Raw genomic sequence first — 17,975 nt, forward strand, 5'->3', positions numbered from 1 at the left:
CACCGACAACCACCTGATGCTGATCAGCCTGGTGAAGCAGGGGCTGACCGGCAAGGCCGCCGACGCGGCGCTCGGAGCGGCGCACATCACGGTGAACAAGAACGCCGTGCCGAACGATCCACAGAGCCCGTTCGTCACCTCCGGCATCCGCATCGGCACCCCAGCGGTGACCACTCGCGGTTTCCGCGAGGGCGAGTGCCGCGAACTGGCTGGCTGGATCTGCGACATCCTCGACGATATCGACAATCCCGAGGTCGGCGAACGGGTCAGGGGCCAGGTCGGCGAATTCTGCCGGCACTTCCCGGTCTACGCTGATTGAACAGGAACGCCGCCGTGGTGGCGGCCAATCCGCAAGCGGAGACGAGCATGTCCCTGAGTGTCTTCGATCTGTTCAAGATCGGCATCGGGCCGTCCAGCTCCCACACCGTGGGGCCGATGCGTGCCGCTGCGCGCTTCGCCGAGGGGCTGAGGCGCGAGGGGTTGCTGGAGGCCACTGCCAGCGTCAAGGTCGAGCTGTACGGCTCGCTCGGCGCCACCGGCAAGGGCCACGGCAGCGACAAGGCGGTACTGCTCGGCCTGGAGGGCGAGCAGCCGGACACGGTGGATACCGCCGCGATTCCCGCCCGGCTCGATGCCATCCGTTCCAGCGGCGAGCTGCGCCTGCTCGGCGAGCGGCCGATCCGCTTCGTCGAGAAGGAACACCTGGCGCTGATCCGCAAGCCGCTGGCCTACCATCCCAACGGCATGATCTTCCGTGCCTTCGACGCCGCCGGCCTGCAGGTCCGCAGCCGCGAGTACTACTCGGTGGGCGGCGGTTTCGTGGTCGACGATGAGGCCGCCGGCCTCGACCGCATCGTCGAGGACCGCACGCCGCTGGTGTTCCCCTTCAAGACCGCGCGGCAACTGCTCGACCATTGCGTCCGCGAAGGCCTGTCGATCAGCCAGTTGATGGCCGAGAACGAGAAGGCCTGGCGCCCCGCCGAGGAAACCCGCGCCGGCCTGCTGCGTATCTGGCAGGTGATGCAGGATTGCGTCGAGGCCGGCTGCCGCAACGAGGGCATCATGCCCGGCGGACTGAAGGTCAGGCGCCGCGCGGCGGCGCTCCACCGCCAGTTGTGCCAGCGGCCGGAGGCCGGCCTGCGCGATGCTCTCAGCGTGCTCGACTGGGTCAACCTCTACGCCCTGGCGGTGAACGAGGAGAACGCCAGCGGCGGCCGCGTGGTGACCGCGCCGACCAACGGCGCGGCGGGGATCATTCCGGCGGTGCTGCATTACTACGCGCGCTTCATCCCCGGGGCCGACGACGACGGCGTGGTGCGCTTCCTGCTCACCGCCGCGGCGATCGGCATCCTCTACAAGGAAAACGCCTCGATCTCCGGCGCCGAGGTCGGTTGCCAGGGCGAGGTTGGGGTGGCCTGCTCGATGGCCGCCGGGGCGCTCTGCGAAGTGCTCGGCGGTAGCGTGCAGCAGGTCGAGAACGCCGCCGAGATCGGCATGGAGCACAACCTCGGGCTGACCTGCGACCCGGTCGGCGGGCTGGTCCAGGTGCCCTGCATCGAACGCAACGCGATGGCTTCGGTGAAGGCGATCAACGCGGCGCGCATGGCCCTGCGCGGCGACGGCCAGCACTTCATCTCTCTCGACAAGGTCATCCGCACCATGCGCCAGACCGGCGCCGACATGAAAAGCAAATATAAGGAAACCGCGCGCGGCGGCCTCGCCGTGAACATCATCGAATGCTGAACCGCGCCGCTGCGCCGGCGCTTCTTTTTTCTTTCCCGACAATCGATCGCGGCTCTCCGGCAGACAGGAGGCCGGGATGCCATGGAGTGAAACATGACCGCAGAAACCCTCGCCAAGACGCCCCTGCACGCCCTGCACCTGGAACTGGGGGCGAAGATGGTGCCCTTCGCCGGCTACGACATGCCGGTGCAGTACCCGGCCGGGGTGCTCAAGGAGCACCTGCACACCCGCGAGCAGGCCGGTCTGTTCGATGTCTCGCACATGGGCCAGATCCGCCTGGTGGGCGCCGATGCGGCGCTGGCCCTGGAAAGCCTGGTGCCGGTGGACATCCTCGACCTGCCGGTGGGCCAGCAGCGCTACGCGTTGTTCACCGACGAGCAGGGCGGGATCCTCGACGACCTGATGGTGGCCAACCTCGGCGATTGCCTGCTGCTGGTGGTCAACGCCGCCTGCAAGCACCAGGACCTGGCGCACCTGCGTCGTCACCTGGAGGGCCGTTGCAGCGTCGAGCCGCTGTTCGAGGAGCGTGCCTTGCTCGCCCTCCAGGGACCGGCGGCGGTGCGGGTGCTGGAGCGCCTGGCGCCGCAGGTGGCGCAAATGACCTTCATGCAGTTCGCCCGTGTCGAGCTGCTCGGCCAGGACTGCTACGTCAGCCGCTCCGGCTATACCGGTGAAGACGGCTACGAGATCTCCGTGCCCGCCGCCCATGCCGAGGCCCTGGCGCGGCGCCTGCTGGCCGAGCCGGAAGTGGCGCCGATCGGCCTCGGCGCGCGCGACTCGCTGCGCCTGGAAGCCGGCCTGTGCCTCTACGGCCACGACATGGACAGCGCCACCACGCCGGTCGAAGCCAGCCTCGGCTGGGCCATTTCCAAGGCGCGTCGCGCCGATGGCGTGCGCGCCGGCGGCTTCCCCGGCGCCGAGCGGATCTTTGCCCAGCAGGCGCAGGGCGTTGCCAGCAAGCGCGTCGGTTTCCTGCCGCAGGGGCGGATGCCGGTGCGCGAGGGCGCCGAGATCGTCGATGCCCAGGGCCGGGCGATCGGCAAGGTCAGCAGCGGCGGTTTCGGTCCGAGCCTCAACGCGCCGTTGGCCATGGGCTACGTGCCGAACGAACTGGCCGGCCTGGGCAGCGAGGTGACGGCGATGGTGCGCGGCAAGCCGGTGACCCTGGTGGTCAGCAAGATGCCCTTCGTGGCGCAGCGCTACTACCGCGGTTGAGCCCCTGGCCCTCTCTCGCTTCGGCGGGAGAGGGCGGCGACCGGCCTCACGGGTGTTTCGGCCGCTGCCGTTGCAGGCCGAGCTTCTTGGCTCGGTGGAATACCGCCGCGCGGGTCTTGCCGGTCTGCTGCGCGCACCATAGCGAACCGCGCTGCTGGTAGTGCTGGCGCAGCAGGTCTTCCTCGGACTTGCTCCAGATCGCATTGTTGCGGTCGCGCTGGCTGTGCGGGGAAAGCTCCTCGGCCTTGCTGGCGACACTCTGGTAGCTGCGGCCGAGCATGTAGGCGCACCAGGCCAGGCTGCGCTTGCTGCCGTGGCGGCGGATGAACTCGACCTCTTCGCTGGACCAGGCGGCCGGTGCTTTCGGCGGCGCCTTGCGGTCCAGCGAGCGGGCGAGGGCGGCGCGGGCGCGCGCCACCGCCTGGTCGCCGGGATTGTTGCGGCGGGTCACGCCGAGGGCGCGGCGCCAGCGTCCCACCAGGCTCGGACTGAAACCCCACCAGAACTGCACCGACTCGGCGCATTCGGTACGTACCGCGCGCAGCAGGTCGCCGCAGAGAATCGGCGAAGGGCGGCCGCTGCGCTTGCGCGTCGGCCAGCGGAACAGGCCGTCGGTGAAGCCGCCGACTTCCACGGCGCCTTCCAGTTCGTCGACCAGCCAGTCACCGGGGATCACCAGTGGGCTGGTGTAGGGCGCGCCGAGCAGCAGGTGGTTGATGGTAGCGACAGAGGTAGGGGTGTCTGCAGTCATGGGACGATCCTTGCTGATACCGGGCCAGCTGGGCTGGCCATATCCCTGAGAGCGGCGTCGCTGCGGCGTGGCGGGCGACGGCGCGTTCGCTTCCCGTGGTTCGGGCGGTCTTCCGGCGGAGGGCGACTGCCTGTCGCGCCTCCTTGGGAATGGGCTAGAGGCCGTGCTCATGGACGGGCTCCACGATAGATGCGCCAGGCCAGCCGGCCGGGACGGGCGGCGATCGCCGCGTCCACCTCGATGCGCGGCAGGTCCAGCGGGTCGCAACGGGTATCCACCAGGCCATTGCGCGCGCCGAAGGCGAAGCGGTAGCCAAGCCGGCCGAGGGCGGCGCGCAGGCCGGGTTGCGCAGGCGTCGCGGCGGGCGTGGCGCGAGCTTGGCAGAACACCGGCAGAGGGGCGGCGCAATGCTGCTGGAGCTGGCGGTGGGCGCGGCCGAGACAGTCCTCGGCGCAAAGGCCTGTCGCTGGGTGCGGGTCCTGGCCGTGCAGGCCGAAGCGAACCAGGCCGCTGTTTTCTAGGCGGCGGACCCGTTCCCAATCGCCCGCGCCGTACGCCGCGGGGGCCGTGCAGGCCGCGCGCAAGGCCTGCTGCGAAGCCGGGTCGAGGCGTTCCAGCTTGCGCAGGAGGAGGTCGAGGCTACGGCTGCGACGCTGGTCGTCGCCGGTGCGTTCGAGCACCCGCATGAGCGCAGCGCCGCCGTAACGCTCCAGCAGTTCCAGCAATGGCTCGGCGGTAGCCGCATCGGCCTGCCAGAGGGTGTCGGCGACCGCTTCGCGCCAACTGCGCGGGTCGCCGCCGATGAAGGCGCTCGCTGGCATTTCGTAGCGCTCCAGCAGCGGGTAGACCAGCTCGGCCAGTTCCGCAGGGTTGCCGTCGACGCTCAGGGCGATCCGCAAGCAGGCTGGAGCGGGGCTCTCGAGCAGGTGTTCCAGGGGCACGCAGAGGAAGTGCCGCTGTAGCCACAGCAGCAGGGTCTCCAGGCCCTGGCGGTCGAGGCAGCGCCCTTGCCGGTGCGGCAGGGCCGCGCGCCGGCGATCCGCGACTACCCGTCCCAGGCGCAGCACGATGCCGTTCTGGCGCAGCCGGCGCTGGCCCACGGAGGAGTTCAGGAACGTCATCCCGATCAGGCTTCGCATGGCATCCCCCGGCTCATCGACGATCCGTCACCGGCGATGGTTCCGCGTGCGCGGCAGGGCTTTCGCCAGCCTGTCCGGACGCTGCGCCGTGAACTCCGGCCCCGGCGGTCGATTCGGTCATGGGCGAGCCTCCTGGGTAATCCGCACAAACGTTTGCTGCGGCCACGCCAACGCGTGGCTCGAACCGGGGCTTGGCGGGGACCCGGCGGGTGTTCGGTAAGGACTGCATGGCACCGGATAACGCTGCAAAGGATCGATGTGATTCTTTTTTGACGCTACCACAGTCGATAGTCGAATTATTGACGCTTTGCCGCTGTTATAAAACCGTCAGGCTATGCGAAAAGTCCTGCTGGCTACGCGTGGAGGCCCGGAGCGGCGTGCCTTTGAGGGGGAAGCGGGGGAGCCGGCAGGCCTATGCGGATTGGTTATAAGAAATCCGTTTCGAATGAAAATTGCCGACGAATGGTCGTTTGCGCGGATCTCCGGTGGTTTTTCCCGGCTGCTTAGAACCTTTCGGTTGGATGGGGGCTTGCCAAGTGGGTTGCCCCCAGTCTTTCGTCTTCCAGTCAAGAGCCTGGGGATGCAGACTGTTTTTCAAATCATGACAACTTCTTAACGCGCATTGTTATAAAGTTGCGGACGTTTGCGCCGGCCTGGCCGGCACCTTCGAGTTTTGCCTGGAGTGAAGATGAGAGTCGACCTGGACGCCGAGGGCGTCGCCGCCGAATCGCTGCCGCGTTTCCAGCAGGCGCCCCGGCAGTTGCGCCAGTTGTGGCGATGGGCAGCGGCCAGCGTCGCATTGGCCGCCGCCTGCGCTGTGCTGGGGTTCTTCATCGGCCTGTTCGCCGCCGACTCGCTCTGGCCGCCGCTGCTGTACAACCTCGGCGCGGCCTGGCTGGTTCTGTTCGCCGGTCTGCACGCGGCCTACCGGGTCGCGGCCTGGCGTTGCGTGGTCCTCGGCGCGGAGGCCAGCGCGCGGCCTGCCTGGCTGCGCTGGCAGCGGGGCGAACCCGACGCCGCTGCCGACAGCGCCTATGAACGGCTGCTGGAGCGCCTGGGCCAGGCCATCGCCCACGGCCTGGCCCAGCTCGGGCACGCTGCGCTGTGGCTGGCGGCGAGCGCGGCGCTGGCGTTGTGCCTGGTAGCCGCCGGCTGGCGTCTCGACCTGCCGTCGGCCAGTTCCGGGCAAGCGGCCGACCTCGCCATCGGGATCTGCCTGCTGCTGGCCTTCGCGGTGCTGGTGCTGGAACGTCGCTTCGCCAGCCAAGGGCCGGCGCAGTGGCCGGAAGCCCCGGCCCTCGGGCAACTGGCGCGGGCGCTGATCGGTACCCTGGTGCTGGCCGCCCTCTGTCTGTTCCTGGCTCGCCAGGGACACCCCTGGGCCCCGCGCCTGGCGGTACTGCTCGGCCTGTTGCCGGCGGCGCTGGCGCTGGAGTTGCTGGGCAGGGCGATCCTGGCGATGTTCGCGCCGCAGCGTGCCGGCCTCGAACCGCGCCTGGTCGCCACCAGCCTGCTGGCCGACCTGTTGCGCTGGCCGCCGCGTCCCCTGCAGCGTCTGCAGCATGAGTTGCACCAGCGCTTCGGCATCGACCTGCGCCAGGTCTGGGCCTTCGGTTTCATGCGGCGGGCGTTCCTGCCGGTGCTGGCGGTGGTGTCGCTGAGCGGCTGGCTGCTCAGCGGCGTACGCGAGATCGGCATGGATGCACGGGGCGTCTACGAGCGCTTCGGCAAGCCGGTCGCGGTGCTCGGCCCCGGCCTGCACCTGGGGCTGCCCTGGCCGCTGGGGCGGGTGTTGGCGGTGGAGAACGGGGTGGTCCACGAGTTGGCCACCAGCGTCGCCGCCGGCGACGGCGGAGCCGAGCCGCTCGCGCCCGCCGAAGGTCCGGCCCCGGATAGCGCCAACCGCTTGTGGGACGCCTCCCACGTCAGCGAGAAATCGCAGGTCATCGCCAGCCTGGCCGACCGCCGGCAGAGCTTCCAGATCGTCAACATGGACGTGCGCATCGTCTACCGCATCGCTCTCGACGACGCGGCAGCGCTGGCGGCGACCTACCGCAGCGCCGACGTGCCGACGCTGGTGCGCAGCACCGCCAGCCGCGTACTGGTGCATGCCTTCGCCTCGCGGACCCTCGACGAGGTCCTCGGCGAGCAGCGCGCGGGCCTGGCCGAGCAGATCGGCCAGGCCGTGCAGGCCGATCTCGACCGCCTCGGCAGCGGCGTCGAGGTACTGGGCGCGGCGGTCGAGGCGATCCATCCGCCGGCCGGTGCGGCGAACGCCTACCACGCGGTGCAGGCCGCGCAGATCACCGCCCAGGCGCTGATCGCCCGCGAGCGCGGGCAGGCCGCCGCGCAGCGCAACGAGGCGCAACTACAGGCCAGCGTGGCGCACGACCGGGCCAGCGCGCAGGCCCGCGAGACCCTGGCCGCCGCGCAGGCCGCCGACCGGCGCTTCGCCGCCGAGCGGGAAGGCTATGCCGACGCCAGCCAGGCTTTCCTGCTGGAGGCCTACTACCGCCAGCTCGGGCTCGGCCTGGGCAAGGCCAACCTGCTGCTCATCGACCACCGCATCGCCGGCGCCGGCGCGCCGACCATCGACCTGCGCAGCTTCGGCCTCGGCCGCCTGGATTCCCCGTCTTCGTCCCGTCCGTCCGCCGCTCCGGCGTCCGCGGCCGGGCAATCCGCACCATGAGGAGAGCGCTCTTGAGCCTCGGTCACTCCCACTCGCACAGCCACCACGAGCATCATCACGATCACGATCACGGCCATGGCGCACAGGCCGCGCCGCCCTGGCGCCGGCTGCTGGTCGCCGCGCTGCTGGTGCTGTTCGCCGTCGCCGCCGCTTGCCTGGTGCAGGTGCGTTCCGGCGAGGCGATGGTCATCACCCGTTTCGGCAACCCGGCGCGGGTCCTGCTCGAACCGGGCCTGGCCTGGCGCCTGCCGTTGCCGTTCGAGAGCGCGATCCCGGTCGACCTGCGCCTGCGCACCACCTCCAGCGGCCTGCAGGACGTCGGCACCCGCGATGGCCTGCGGATCATCGTCCAGGCCTACGTGGCCTGGCAGGTCCAGGGCGACGCCGACAACGTGCAGCGCTTCATGCGCGCGGTGCGCAACCAGCCGGACGAGGCTGCCCGGCAGTTGCGCACCTTCGTCGGCTCGGCGCTGGAAACCACCGCCAGCGCCTATGACCTGGCCGACCTGGTGAATACCGAGGCGTCGCGGGTGCGTATCGGCGACTTCGAAGCGCGCCTGCGCGAACAGATCGACAATCAGTTGCTGGCGACCTACGGGGTCAAGGTGGTGCAGGTCGGCATCGAGCGCCTGACCCTGCCCAAGGTGACCCTCGGCGCCACCGTCGACCGCATGCGCGCCGAGCGCGAGACCATCGCCACCGAGCGTACCGCCGAGGGCCGTCGCCAGGCCGCGGAGATCCGTTCGGCGGCGGAGCGCGACGCCCGGGTGATCCAGGCCGAGGCTTCGGTGAAAGCCGCGGAGATCGAGGCCCAGGCGCGGGTCGAGGCGGCGCGCATCTACGGCAAGGCCTACGCCGGTTCGCCGCAGCTGTACAACCTGCTGCGCTCGCTGGACACCCTCGGCACCATCGTCAACGGCGATACCCGCCTGGTCTTGCGCACCGATGCCGCACCGTTCCGCGTGCTGGTCGACGGGCCGCCGGCGCTCCCCGCCGAAGCGCCGGCCAACGGGCGCCGGCCATGAGCGACGAAGCGCACGAGGGGCTGCGCAGCCCCTGGCTGCAGGCCGGACGCCTGGCGTTCCTCGCACTGTTCGGCGTGACCCTCCTGGCGGCGCTGGCCTGGGTGTTTTCCAACGTCCGCCAGATCGGCCCGGAGAACCGCGCCGTAGTGCTGCGCCTGGGCGCGCTGGAGCGCCTGGCCGGTCCCGGCCTGCTGCTGGCCTGGCCGCAGCCGCTGGAGCAGGTGGTGCTGCTGCCGTCCGCCGAACAGGTGATCGAACGCCGCGTCGAGGGCCTGCTGCGCTCCGAGCAGGCGCGTCGCGCCGACCTCGACGTCAGCCTGTCCAGCGACGCGCTGGCCGGCTCCGGCTACCTGCTGACCGGCGACGCCGGGGTGGTGCAACTGGACGTGCGGGTGTTCTACAAGGTCGACGACCCGTACGACTACGTCCTCCAGGGCGCCCACGTGCTGCCGGCGCTGGACCGGCTGGTGGCGCGCAACGCCGTGCAGGTCTGCGCCGCGCGCGACCTGGACACCATCCTGGTGGCGCGCCCGGAGTTGCTCGGCAACGACAGCGCGGTCGCCGAGCGCCGCGAACGCCTGCGCGGCGACCTGGTGCAGGGCATCAACCACAGCCTGGCGGCGCTGGCCGCGGCCGGCAGCGGGCTGGGCATCCAGGTGGTGCGGGTCGACGTGCAGTCGAGCCTGCCGCGCAATGCGGTAAGCGCTTTCAACGCGGTGCTGACCGCCAGCCAACTGGCCGAGCAGAACGTCGCCAAGGCGCGCACCGAGGCGGAGAAACTCACTCAGGCGGCCACCGAGGGGGCCGACCGCACCCTGCAGGTCGCCCGCGCCGAGGCCGGCGAACGGCTGGCCCAGGCGCGCCGCGACACCGCCAGCATCGTTGGCCTGGCCCCGGCGCTGGGCGCGACCGATCCCGGCCTGCTCTGGCGCCTGTACCGCGAACGGGTGCCGGCGATCCTCGGCAAGGCCGGTTCGGTCGGCAGCGTCGATCCGCGCGACGACGGCCGCCTGATTCTGCAAGGCGGGCAGCCATGAGCCGCTGCCCGACGGTGCCCTTCGCGGGCTGTGAAACAATGGACGGACAAGCGAACGTGAAACGGCTACCCTGCGTCGGCATCAACCTTCGGTACGCGCTTCCGCCAGCGGAACGCGGCGCCGAGTCGAACAACCAGGCGAACGGGACGGGCAATGACGGCAGGCGGTATTCCATTCACGGGCAACGGTGCGCGGCTATCACCGGGCAGGGCCCTGCTGTGCGGGCTGGCGCTGTTGCTGTGCGGCGGCGAGGCGCTGGCGCGGCAGTTGCCGAGCGACATGCTGGTGGGCTTCGTGGCCAGCGCGCAGTACCCGGTCATCACCCTGAAGAAGCCCAAGCAGAGCCTGCTGCGCAGCGTGCTCACCCTGGGGCTGGGGAAGAAGACCGTCAGCTATTCGGTGGCGCCGTCGGTGCGCATCCGCACGGCGCAGAACCTGTTCATCGTCTATGGCCGCATGCCCCAGCTCAAGGGCAGTTTCGTCGGCCTGAAGAGCGACAACAACGGGCAGGTCAAGCAGATCTGGGAACTCACCGAGAAGGAAGCCCTGGACTACGTACGCCGGCCGGACGCGCGCTTCCCGCAATAGCCGCCGCGGCTCGCCCCGGGAGGTGCGCATGAGCGAGCCGACCGCCCACGGCAGCCATGGCGGCTGCGCGCATCACCATCATCACCTGCCGTTCGGCGGCGGCCTGCTCAGCCGCGACGAGCAGCGCCGCGCCGCCCGCCAGCTGAGCCTGGCGATGCTCGCCCTTGGCCTGTTGCTGCTCGGCCTGGCCTGGCGCTGGCTGGCGGCGGACCAGGCCGGGGTCAGCCAGATCCTGCTCGGTGTCGCGTCGCTGCTGGTGGCGCTGCCGGTGGCCCGCTCGGCCTGGGACAGCCTGCGGCATCCGAGCCTGCACGGCGTCACCGACCAGTTGATCGCGCTGGCCATGCTCGGCGCCTGGGCCAGCGGCGACCTGCTGACCGCCGCGCTGCTGCCGATCATCATGATCTTCGGCCACGTGCTGGAGGAGCGCAGCGTGATCGGCTCCCAGGAGGCCATCGCCGCCCTCGGCGAACTGACCCGCAGCCATGCCCGGCGGATCGAGGCCGACGGCAGCCTGAGCGAGGTGGACAACGCCAGCCTGCGGGCGGGCGACCAGGTGGAAGTGCGCGCCGGCGACCGGGTTCCGGCCGACGGGCGGGTCCTGCAAGGCCAGGCCAGTCTCGACACCGCGCCGATCACCGGCGAGTCGGTGCCGCTCGAGGTGGCGCCGGGGATGGAGGTCTACGGCGGCGCGATCAACCTCGACGGCCTGCTGCGCATCGAGATAACCCGTACCGGCGAGGCCTCGACCCTGGGCAAGGTGATCGGCCTGATGCAGCAGGCCGAGCGCGCCAAGCCGCCGATCACCCGCCTGCTGGAGCGCTACGCCGGGCAGTACATGTTGCTGGTGTTGCTGATCGCCGCCGTCACCTGGTTCGTCACCAACGATGCCCAGGCCATGCTCGCCGTGCTGGTCGCCGCCTGTCCCTGCGCCCTGGTGCTGTCCGCCCCGGCCACGGCCATCGCCGGGATCGCCGTGGCCGCCCGTCATGGCATCCTGATCCGCAGCTCGGCCTTCCTCGAGGAGCTGGCGGACCTGACTTCGCTGGTGGTCGACAAGACCGGCACCCTGACCCACGGCAGCCTGCGTCTGCAGGCGCTGCGCCTGGCCGATGCCGCCGAGGAGGCGTCGGTGCTGCGCCTGGCCGCCAGCCTCGGCGCCGCCAGCAGCCATCCGGTGAGCCGAGCGCTGGCGGCCCTGGCGGCGCACGATGCCTATCATCCATTGAGCGATATCCGCGAACGCCAGGGGTTCGGCGTGGTCGCACGAACAGCGGCGGGCGAAGCCGCCCTCGGCCGGCCCGAGCTGTTCCAGCAACTGGGCATCGACGCCGGCGAGGTGCCGGCGCACGAGGGACCGATCGCCGGAATCGCCCTGGACGGGCGCTTCCTCGGCTGGCTGCTGCTGGCCGACAGCGTACGCGCGGAGGCCGCCGAGGCCCTGGCCGATCTGCGCGAACTGGGTCTGGGCCGGCAACTGTTGCTGACCGGCGATCGCCAGGCGGTGGCCGACGCCGTGGCCAAGCAGGTGGGGATTCGCCAGTTGGTGGCGCAGGCGTTGCCGGAGGACAAGTTGCGCCAGGTCGGCGCGGAGATCGGCAGCGGTTTCCGGCCGATGGTGGTCGGCGACGGCATCAACGATTCGCTGGCGCTGAAGGCCGGTGTGGTCGGGGTGGCAATGGGTGCCGGCGGCGCCGATATCGCCCTGGCCTCGGCGGATATCGTGCTGATCGGCAGCGACCTGCGCCGGCTCGGCACCTGCGTGCGGCTCAGCCGGCAATGCCGGCGGACCCTGCAGGTCAACGTGGCGATCGGCCTCGGCTGGACCCTGGCGATCGTCGCCGCGGCAGCCTTTGGCCTGCTCGGCGCGGCCGGGGCGATGGTCGCGGCGCTGCTGCATAACCTCAGCACCTTGCTGGTGCTGGGCAATGCCGGACGCCTGCTGCGTTTCGAGGAGCCCCTCGGGCAGCCCCGGCCGGCCGTGGAGGGACGCGAAGAGGAGGGTACACCGTGAGGCAGGCGCAAACGCGACGCAACGGCTGGCGCTGGCTGGCCCTGGCGGTCGGCACGCTGTCCGCGCTGAGCCTGGCCGAGGCGTCGATGGCGCGCTGGCCGGCGGGCTGGCAGGTCAGCGACCTGCCCGCCGCGCAGCCCGGCCAGGCCGGCGCCGGCCAGCGCCAGCGCGCGGTCAAGTTGCAGGCAGACGGCTCCCAGGCACTGGTGATGGAAGTGACGCGGATGCCCTTGCAGAGCGGGCAGGCAGTGAACCTGGAGAAAGTCCTCGGGCACATGCGCAAGCTGGTGCAGATCGAGTTCCTGCGCAACGGCCTGCAGACCGCCTGCACCTCGCCGCAGCCGTCCACCACCGGCGGGCTGGCGGCGCTGGAGACCACCTGCACCATTCGCCAGCGCGGCGCCGTGGTGATGAAGCAGACCTTGCTCACCGCGGCCGGCAAGACCTCGGCCTATTCGCTGTCCTATGCCGGCCTGGCCGAGGCCTACGACGCCAGCCAGGCGGAAATCCGCGCGGTACGGGAAAGCCTGCGCTTCGAGTGAGCGAAATCGGACGCGGTCGGGGCGGGGCTGGAGTGTCGGCGGATACCGCCTGCGGCGCTATTCGCCCTACGGAGGGTTGCATTGGGGTAGGGCGGATAACCGCTTGCGGTTATCCGCCTTGCGTCTGTTGCGGATCATTTCTTCCCGGCGTTCTGCAGGATCTGCAGGGCCTGGGTGGTGGCGGTGATGCAGCCCTTGGTGTCGCCGCTGGCCTGGTCCTGCCTGGCCTTGGCCTGGAGTTCCTTGACCTCGGTGACCCGCGCACCGGTGACCGAGGTCTTGCCGCGCACGGCGAGGATATCGTCCAGCTTCTGCAGGTTGGCGCCGCACAGGTCGGTGCTTTCGGCGGCTTGGGCGGTGCCGCCGAGCAGGGCGGCGGCGATGAGCAGGGTACGCACGATCATGGCAGTTCTCCTTTGTGGGCCGGGTGGCCGGACGGGGGAGAGACGACAGGCTCCTGGGAGTCTTCTCCGCATGCCCAGTATCTGACCGGAGCGTCGCCGGAATGGTTCGGTCGCTCAGCCGTTGCCCCAGGGCGGGATCGACAGCGCCTGCTGGAGATGCTGGATGAACGCCTTGACCTTCGGCGACATCGCCGCCGCCCGCGAATACATCGCGTAGATCACGTCGTCGAGTGGGCGCAGGCTGGGCGCGGCGTCCACCAGGCGGCCGTTCTTGAGGTCCTCGGCGACGATGAACAGCGGCAGCAACGCCAATCCCTGGCCGCGCAGGGCGGCATCGCGCATGGCCTGGCCGTTGTTGCTGCTGAAGCGTCCGCGTGGCGAGACGGCGCGGGGCTTGGCACCGGGGAACGCCGGTTCGAAGGTCCAGACCTGGCTCGGCGTGGCGTTGTTGTAGCCCAGGCACTCGTGCTGCATCAGTTGTTCGAGGGTGTCCAGCGTGCCGTGGCGTTCCGCGTAGTCGGGGCTGCAGCAGACCACCCGCTGGCTGTTGGCCAGCGGCCGGGCGATCAGCGAACTGTCGTCCAGGCGGGTGACGCGGATGCTCAGGTCGTAGCCTTCCTTCTCGAAGTCGGTGAGGCGGTCGTCCATCTGCAGGACGATCTCCAGGCGCGGGTGCTGGCTCATGAAGTCGGCGATGATCGGCGACAGCCAGAGGGTGCCGAAGCTCATCGGGGTGACGATGCGCAATTCGCCGCACAGGTCGTTCTCGCGCAGGGCGACGATCTCCGCGGCGTTGTTGAGTTCCTGCAGCGAGGCCTTGGCGGCCTTGTAGAAGAAATGCCCGGCCTCGGTCGGCTCGACGTTGCGCGTGGTGCGATAGAGCAGGCGGACGCCGAGGCGTCGTTCGAGATCGCTGACGCGCTTGCTGATCACCGACTTGGACAGGCTCATGCGCTCGGCCGCCGACGTCACGCTGTTGAGTTCGGCGACGTTGAGGAAGGCTTCGATATCGTCGAAGCGCAGGCTCATCGGTGGGCCCACGATACAGTGGCAATCGCTCGACGCATTCTCGGCTCCTCCTGGTCGTTTTCCTTGGGCTTTCTATCCGCTTGATTCGCAAGCTAAATCGATCCAGCCCTGAGCAAGCTTACCCAATCGAAAGGCGCCGCAGCGTTCGTTCTCAGCGAAAACGGTTTTCGCCTGGACGCGCTACCGGGAAGGCCGCCGGGGCTTTTACCCTGTAGTCGCGACTCGTCGCTCCGTGGCCGACCGCACCTGCCCGCCCCCGTAGGCGGCCACGGATTTCCTTGCGCCTTCTAGACTGGAAGCCAACCCGCCGCATCAACCCCGAACGAGAAACCAGCATGTCGAGTCGCTTCATCGCCGCCTGGTCCGCGGCCAACCGTTGCCTGGAGGTGCGGGGCCGGGCATGGAAGGGCTGAAACTCTACGCCCGCTTGCTCTGGCGGCAGCCGCGGGAAACCCTGCTGTTCGCCCTGCGCACCGTCGCCGCCGGGCTGCTGACCCTCTACCTGGCCTTCCTCTTCGACCTGGAGCAGCCGAAGTGGGCGCTGATGACCGTGGTCATCGTCAGCCAGCCGCTGGCCGGGATGGCTCTCAAGCGCAGCTTCGCCCAGGTCGTCGGTACCTTCGCCGGCGCCGTGGTGGCGGTGCTGATCATGGCGCTGTTCGCCCAGCAACCGTTGCCGTTCTTCGTCGCCCTGGGACTCTGGCTGGCGCTCTGCACCGCCGGCGGCACCTTGCTGCGCTACACCGATTCGCACGCCTTCGTGCTCAGCGGCTTCACCGCGGTGATCGTCGCCGTGCTGTCGATTCCCGATCCGGAAAACACCTTCATGCTCGCCGTGGTGCGGGTCACCGAGACCCTGCTGGGCGTCGCCTGCGTGGCCCTGGTCAGCCTGCTCAGCGCGCGTCCGCAGGCGGTGGCGAAGGGCTACTTCGCCCAGGTCGACGGCCTGATCCGCAGTACCGCGCGGCACGCCGCGGCGGTGATCCGCGGCGACGAGGGCGACGAGTCGTTCAACCAGCGGCAGATGCAACTGGTCGCCAGCATCACCGCGCTGGACGGCCTGCGCCGGCACCTCTATTTCGACGCGCCGAACCTGCGCCGCGCCGATGGCCTGGTGCAGTTGCTGGGCAACCTGCTGGTGCTGATGGCCTCGCGGCTGTTGCTGCTGCGCCAGCATCGCCTGCTGGTGCGGGCGCACTGGGTCGGGCCGTTGCCGGCGGATATCCAGGCGCTCCTGGATCGTGCGCTGCGGGTGCTGGACGCGCTGGCCGAGCAGGGGCGGGCGGTACCCTCCGAGGTGCTGGAGGAGTTCCAGGCGGTGCGCCAGGCCTTCGATGCCGCGGCGACGCGCGCGGAGTCCTACGACGAGGCGCTGAGCCCGGCGCTGCGCCCGCAGGTGGCGATCCTGCGCTGGGAATACGCGCGGCTGTTCCAGCGCCTGGGCGAAGTGCTCGAACTCAACGATGCGATCCAGTCCGGCCGCCAGGCCAGCAGTTTCTACCGCCGTGGCCAGGCGCAGGCGCTGCACCTGGACTGGGCGCTGGCCTCGATGAATGCCGTGCGCGCTTTCGTCGCCTTGTCCTGCGCCGCCTGGCTGTGGATCACCAGCGCCTGGAACGGCGCCCTCAGCAGCCTGCTGCTGGTCGGCGTGATGTGCTCGCTGATGGCGACCTTCCCGCGTCCGCTGCTGGCGGCGCAGAACTTCCTGCGCGGGCTGCTGCTGGCGATCCTGATCTCGGCGGCGCTGCTGTTCGTGCTGTTGCCGGCATCCGCCGACTTCGAGTGGCTGGCGCTGTGGATGGCGTTGCTGCTGTACGTGGTCGCGGTCGGCCTGAGCAGCCCGCTGAGCGCCGGGATCGCCATGGGCATCGGCCTGGAGACCCTGCTGATGGTGGCGCCGCAGAATATCGCGGTCTACTACAGCAACGCTTCGCAGTGGTTCGAGTTCGTCGGCGGCTTCCTCGCCGCGGCGGTCCTCGCCGTGCTGGTGTTCGCCCTGGTCTATCCGTTCCGCGCCGACCCGCGCCTGCGCCGGCTGCTCTACCTGTCGCGCCAGGACGTCGCGGAAATGTCGCGCTGCGAGGCCAGCGAGGCGCAGCGCTTCGCCTTCGAGACGCGGATGATCGATCGCCTGGCGGTGATGGTCGGCCTGCTGCCGGCGAGCCAGGAGTCGGCTGCGGCGGAACGTTTCCAGTGCGCCCTGGGCTGCGTGGTGATGGGCGTGGCGTTGAACCGCCTGCGCGAGCCGCTGCATGACGCCGGGGTGGTGCCGCTGGAGTTGCAGCCGCTGCTGGGCGAGGCGCTGCGCGAGGTCGCCGCCTACATAGCCGGCGGCGCGGACGCCCCGCGGCAGGACCTCGCCCTGGCCGCCCTGCAGCGTTTCGGCCGGGGCCTGGAGGCCTTGCTGGCGCAGCCGTCGAAGGACCTCGGGGCGACGCGGCAGCGCTTCATCATGAATGTCGCGGTACTGATCCTGCAGCAGTCGCTGCAACGCTATCGGACGTTGCTGGAGGAGGACCGCGGCGCACCGGCGGTCGTCGAAGAACCAGAAGAGGAGGGCGGACATGCCCGCTGATGTCGAGATCGGGGGCGCCTACCTGCCGCCGATCGCCCAGGCGCTGCTGCTGGCCTGGCTGATCCTGCTGCTGCTCAACCCGCTGTTGCGGCGCTTCGGCGTGTTGCAGCGGGTCTGGCACGAAGCGCTGTTCCAGGGCGCGTTGTACTGCGCGATCTGCGCCGGTCTGATCCTGTGGATGGGGGAGATGTCCCGATGAACCTGTTGCAAGGCAAATGGCCGCGCCTGGCCACCCTGCTGGCGGTGCTGGTGGCGGCGGCACTGGTGTTCCTCGCCTGGGAACGCTACACCCGCACGCCGTGGACCCGTGACGCGCGGGTCCGCGCCGATGTGGTGACGCTGTCGGCGGACGTTTCCGGGCTGATCACCCGGTTGCCGCTGAGCGACAACCAGCCCGTGGAGAAGGGCGCGCTGCTGCTCAGCATCGACCCGGCGCGCTATGAACTGGCGGTGCTGCGCGCCGAGCGCGCGGTGAACGTGGCGCGGGCGGCGCTGGGCGAGTCGCGCGCGGCGATCGAGGCCAGCCAGGCCCAGTTGCGCCAGCGCCGCAGCGAGGCGCAGCGGCGCTCGGCATTGCAGAAGCGCTCGATGCTATCGGTGGAAGAGAACGAAAAGGCCCAGACCGACGTCAGCCTGGCCCAGGCCGAGTTGCTGAGGAACCAGGCCAGCCTCGGCCTGGCCCAGGCCAACGTGGAGCTTGCCGAAGCCGCCTTGCAGCAGGCCCGTCTCGACCTCGAACGTACCCAGGTACGCGCCCCGGTCAGCGGCTACGTGACCAATCTGCAGACCCGCGAAGGCGACTACGCCCACGCCGGGGTGCCATTGCTGGCGCTGGTGGACCGCGATTCGTTCTATGTCAGCGGATACTTCGAGGAGACCAAGTTGCCGGGCATCCGCGTCGGCAGCCGGGCGCGGGTGGAACTGATGAGCGGCGAGCGCTTCGACGGGCGCGTGCAGAGCATCGCCCATGCCATCACCGACCGGGAGAATGCCGAGGGCTCGCGCCTGCTGGCGAACATCAACCCGAGCTATACCTGGGTCAAGCTGGCCCAGCGAATTCCGGTGCGCATCGCCATCGATCCCGCCTATCGCCAGCGCAACACCTTGCGCGCCGGCGTGACCGCGACCATCCGGGTGCTGCCCGCGGAGGACACCGCGAAAGTCGATTCCGCGGCGCCCGGGACTGCCGTGCGGCCTTGAGTCAGGCCGAACCGGTCAGTCTGT

General features: G+C 70.1%; 15 protein-coding genes and 1 pseudogene. 12 read left to right on the plus strand and 4 right to left on the minus strand.

The annotated features are described in order from the left end of the window. The 3 genes and pseudogenes from glyA to gcvT form a co-directional block, all read left to right on the plus strand. Window positions 1-319, plus strand: a pseudogene (glyA, locus tag HMPREF2581_RS29690) (serine hydroxymethyltransferase); the annotation flags it as partial. Between the two features lie 47 nt (window positions 320-366). After that, window positions 367-1,743: an L-serine ammonia-lyase gene (locus HMPREF2581_RS29695; RefSeq protein ID WP_003139205.1), complete on the plus strand. Its 1,377-nt coding sequence runs from the start codon at window positions 367-369 to the stop codon at window positions 1,741-1,743. 93 nt (window positions 1,744-1,836) lie between these two features. Next, on the plus strand, window positions 1,837-2,958 hold the full coding sequence (gcvT, locus tag HMPREF2581_RS29700; RefSeq protein ID WP_003136335.1) for a glycine cleavage system aminomethyltransferase GcvT: 1,122 nt from the start codon (window positions 1,837-1,839) through the stop codon (window positions 2,956-2,958). Window positions 2,959-3,004: 46 nt separating this feature from the next. On the opposite strand, the gene HMPREF2581_RS29705 is transcribed toward gcvT, so the two are convergent. After that, a complete protein-coding gene (locus HMPREF2581_RS29705) occupies window positions 3,005-3,880 on the minus strand; it encodes a hypothetical protein (protein ID WP_003139207.1) in 876 nt (291 codons plus the stop codon). Further along, window positions 3,877-4,848, minus strand: a complete 972-nt coding sequence (locus HMPREF2581_RS29710; RefSeq protein WP_003139209.1) for a polysaccharide deacetylase family protein — start codon at window positions 4,846-4,848, stop codon at window positions 3,877-3,879. The genes HMPREF2581_RS29705 and HMPREF2581_RS29710 overlap by 4 nt, the downstream gene beginning before the upstream one ends. Before the next feature lie 688 nt (window positions 4,849-5,536). On the opposite strand from HMPREF2581_RS29710, the gene hflK (HMPREF2581_RS29715) reads away from it, so the two are divergent. The 6 genes from hflK (HMPREF2581_RS29715) (at window position 5,537) to HMPREF2581_RS29740 (ending at window position 12,743) form a co-directional block, all read left to right on the plus strand. Next, entirely contained in the window at window positions 5,537-7,537 is a 2,001-nt protein-coding gene (hflK, locus tag HMPREF2581_RS29715) for a protease modulator HflK (protein ID WP_070867407.1), read from the plus strand. An 11-nt stretch (window positions 7,538-7,548) separates the two neighbouring features. Then, window positions 7,549-8,562: a protease modulator HflC gene (gene hflC / locus HMPREF2581_RS29720; RefSeq protein ID WP_003139211.1), complete on the plus strand. Its 1,014-nt coding sequence runs from the start codon at window positions 7,549-7,551 to the stop codon at window positions 8,560-8,562. Then, window positions 8,559-9,599, plus strand: a complete 1,041-nt coding sequence (hflK, locus tag HMPREF2581_RS29725; RefSeq protein ID WP_003139212.1) for a protease modulator HflK — start codon at window positions 8,559-8,561, stop codon at window positions 9,597-9,599. The genes hflC and hflK (HMPREF2581_RS29725) overlap by 4 nt, the downstream gene beginning before the upstream one ends. 153 nt (window positions 9,600-9,752) lie before the next feature. After that, window positions 9,753-10,187, plus strand: a complete 435-nt coding sequence (locus HMPREF2581_RS29730; RefSeq protein ID WP_003089693.1) for a hypothetical protein — start codon at window positions 9,753-9,755, stop codon at window positions 10,185-10,187. A 28-nt stretch (window positions 10,188-10,215) separates the two neighbouring features. Beyond that, the gene (locus HMPREF2581_RS29735; protein WP_003139213.1) at window positions 10,216-12,201 is read left to right on the plus strand and encodes a cation-translocating P-type ATPase; all 1,986 of its coding nucleotides are present in this window, start codon (window positions 10,216-10,218) and stop codon (window positions 12,199-12,201) included. Next, complete coding sequence (locus tag HMPREF2581_RS29740) at window positions 12,198-12,743, plus strand: DUF4946 domain-containing protein (protein ID WP_003116899.1); 546 nt, start codon at window positions 12,198-12,200, stop codon at window positions 12,741-12,743. The genes HMPREF2581_RS29735 and HMPREF2581_RS29740 overlap by 4 nt, the downstream gene beginning before the upstream one ends. A gap of 134 nt (window positions 12,744-12,877) precedes the next feature. Here the strand turns inward: HMPREF2581_RS29740 and HMPREF2581_RS29745 are convergent, their stop codons facing one another. Then, a complete protein-coding gene (locus HMPREF2581_RS29745; RefSeq protein ID WP_003089681.1) occupies window positions 12,878-13,147 on the minus strand; it encodes a hypothetical protein in 270 nt (89 codons plus the stop codon). A 114-nt stretch (window positions 13,148-13,261) separates the two neighbouring features. Next, window positions 13,262-14,176 (minus strand): LysR family transcriptional regulator, encoded by a 915-nt coding sequence (locus HMPREF2581_RS29750; protein WP_003136351.1) that lies wholly within the window; start codon window positions 14,174-14,176, stop codon window positions 13,262-13,264. Between the two features lie 400 nt (window positions 14,177-14,576). Between HMPREF2581_RS29750 and HMPREF2581_RS29755 the strand changes: the two genes are divergently transcribed. The 3 genes from HMPREF2581_RS29755 to HMPREF2581_RS29765 are packed head-to-tail and all read left to right on the plus strand — an operon-like array spanning window position 14,577 to window position 17,951. Continuing rightward, a complete protein-coding gene (locus HMPREF2581_RS29755) occupies window positions 14,577-16,751 on the plus strand; it encodes an FUSC family protein (protein ID WP_003139214.1) in 2,175 nt (724 codons plus the stop codon). Further along, a complete protein-coding gene (locus tag HMPREF2581_RS29760) occupies window positions 16,741-16,950 on the plus strand; it encodes a DUF1656 domain-containing protein (RefSeq protein WP_003102972.1) in 210 nt (69 codons plus the stop codon). Before HMPREF2581_RS29755 ends, HMPREF2581_RS29760 begins: the two co-directional genes overlap by 11 nt. Next, entirely contained in the window at window positions 16,947-17,951 is a 1,005-nt protein-coding gene (locus HMPREF2581_RS29765) for an HlyD family secretion protein (RefSeq protein ID WP_003102974.1), read from the plus strand. The genes HMPREF2581_RS29760 and HMPREF2581_RS29765 overlap by 4 nt, the downstream gene beginning before the upstream one ends. Window positions 17,952-17,975: the final 24 nt, after the last annotated feature.

The organism is Pseudomonas sp. HMSC057H01, assembly GCF_001836405.1.
Taxonomy (GTDB): domain Bacteria; phylum Pseudomonadota; class Gammaproteobacteria; order Pseudomonadales; family Pseudomonadaceae; genus Pseudomonas; species Pseudomonas aeruginosa.

Coding starts and splice junctions, on each gene's coding strand:
- HMPREF2581_RS29695 (WP_003139205.1), top strand. CDS start 367: ATGTCCCTGAGTGTCTTCGATCTGTTCAAGATCGGCATCGGGCCGTCC.
- gcvT (WP_003136335.1), top strand. CDS start 1,837: ATGACCGCAGAAACCCTCGCCAAGACGCCCCTGCACGCCCTGCACCTG.
- HMPREF2581_RS29705 (WP_003139207.1), bottom strand. CDS start 3,880: ATGAGCACGGCCTCTAGCCCATTCCCAAGGAGGCGCGACAGGCAGTCG.
- HMPREF2581_RS29710 (WP_003139209.1), bottom strand. CDS start 4,848: ATGCGAAGCCTGATCGGGATGACGTTCCTGAACTCCTCCGTGGGCCAG.
- hflK (WP_070867407.1), top strand. CDS start 5,537: ATGAGAGTCGACCTGGACGCCGAGGGCGTCGCCGCCGAATCGCTGCCG.
- hflK (WP_003139212.1), top strand. CDS start 8,559: ATGAGCGACGAAGCGCACGAGGGGCTGCGCAGCCCCTGGCTGCAGGCC.
- HMPREF2581_RS29730 (WP_003089693.1), top strand. CDS start 9,753: ATGACGGCAGGCGGTATTCCATTCACGGGCAACGGTGCGCGGCTATCA.
- HMPREF2581_RS29735 (WP_003139213.1), top strand. CDS start 10,216: ATGAGCGAGCCGACCGCCCACGGCAGCCATGGCGGCTGCGCGCATCAC.
- HMPREF2581_RS29745 (WP_003089681.1), bottom strand. CDS start 13,147: ATGATCGTGCGTACCCTGCTCATCGCCGCCGCCCTGCTCGGCGGCACC.
- HMPREF2581_RS29750 (WP_003136351.1), bottom strand. CDS start 14,176: ATGAGCCTGCGCTTCGACGATATCGAAGCCTTCCTCAACGTCGCCGAA.
- HMPREF2581_RS29755 (WP_003139214.1), top strand. CDS start 14,577: ATGGAAGGGCTGAAACTCTACGCCCGCTTGCTCTGGCGGCAGCCGCGG.
- HMPREF2581_RS29760 (WP_003102972.1), top strand. CDS start 16,741: ATGCCCGCTGATGTCGAGATCGGGGGCGCCTACCTGCCGCCGATCGCC.
- HMPREF2581_RS29765 (WP_003102974.1), top strand. CDS start 16,947: ATGAACCTGTTGCAAGGCAAATGGCCGCGCCTGGCCACCCTGCTGGCG.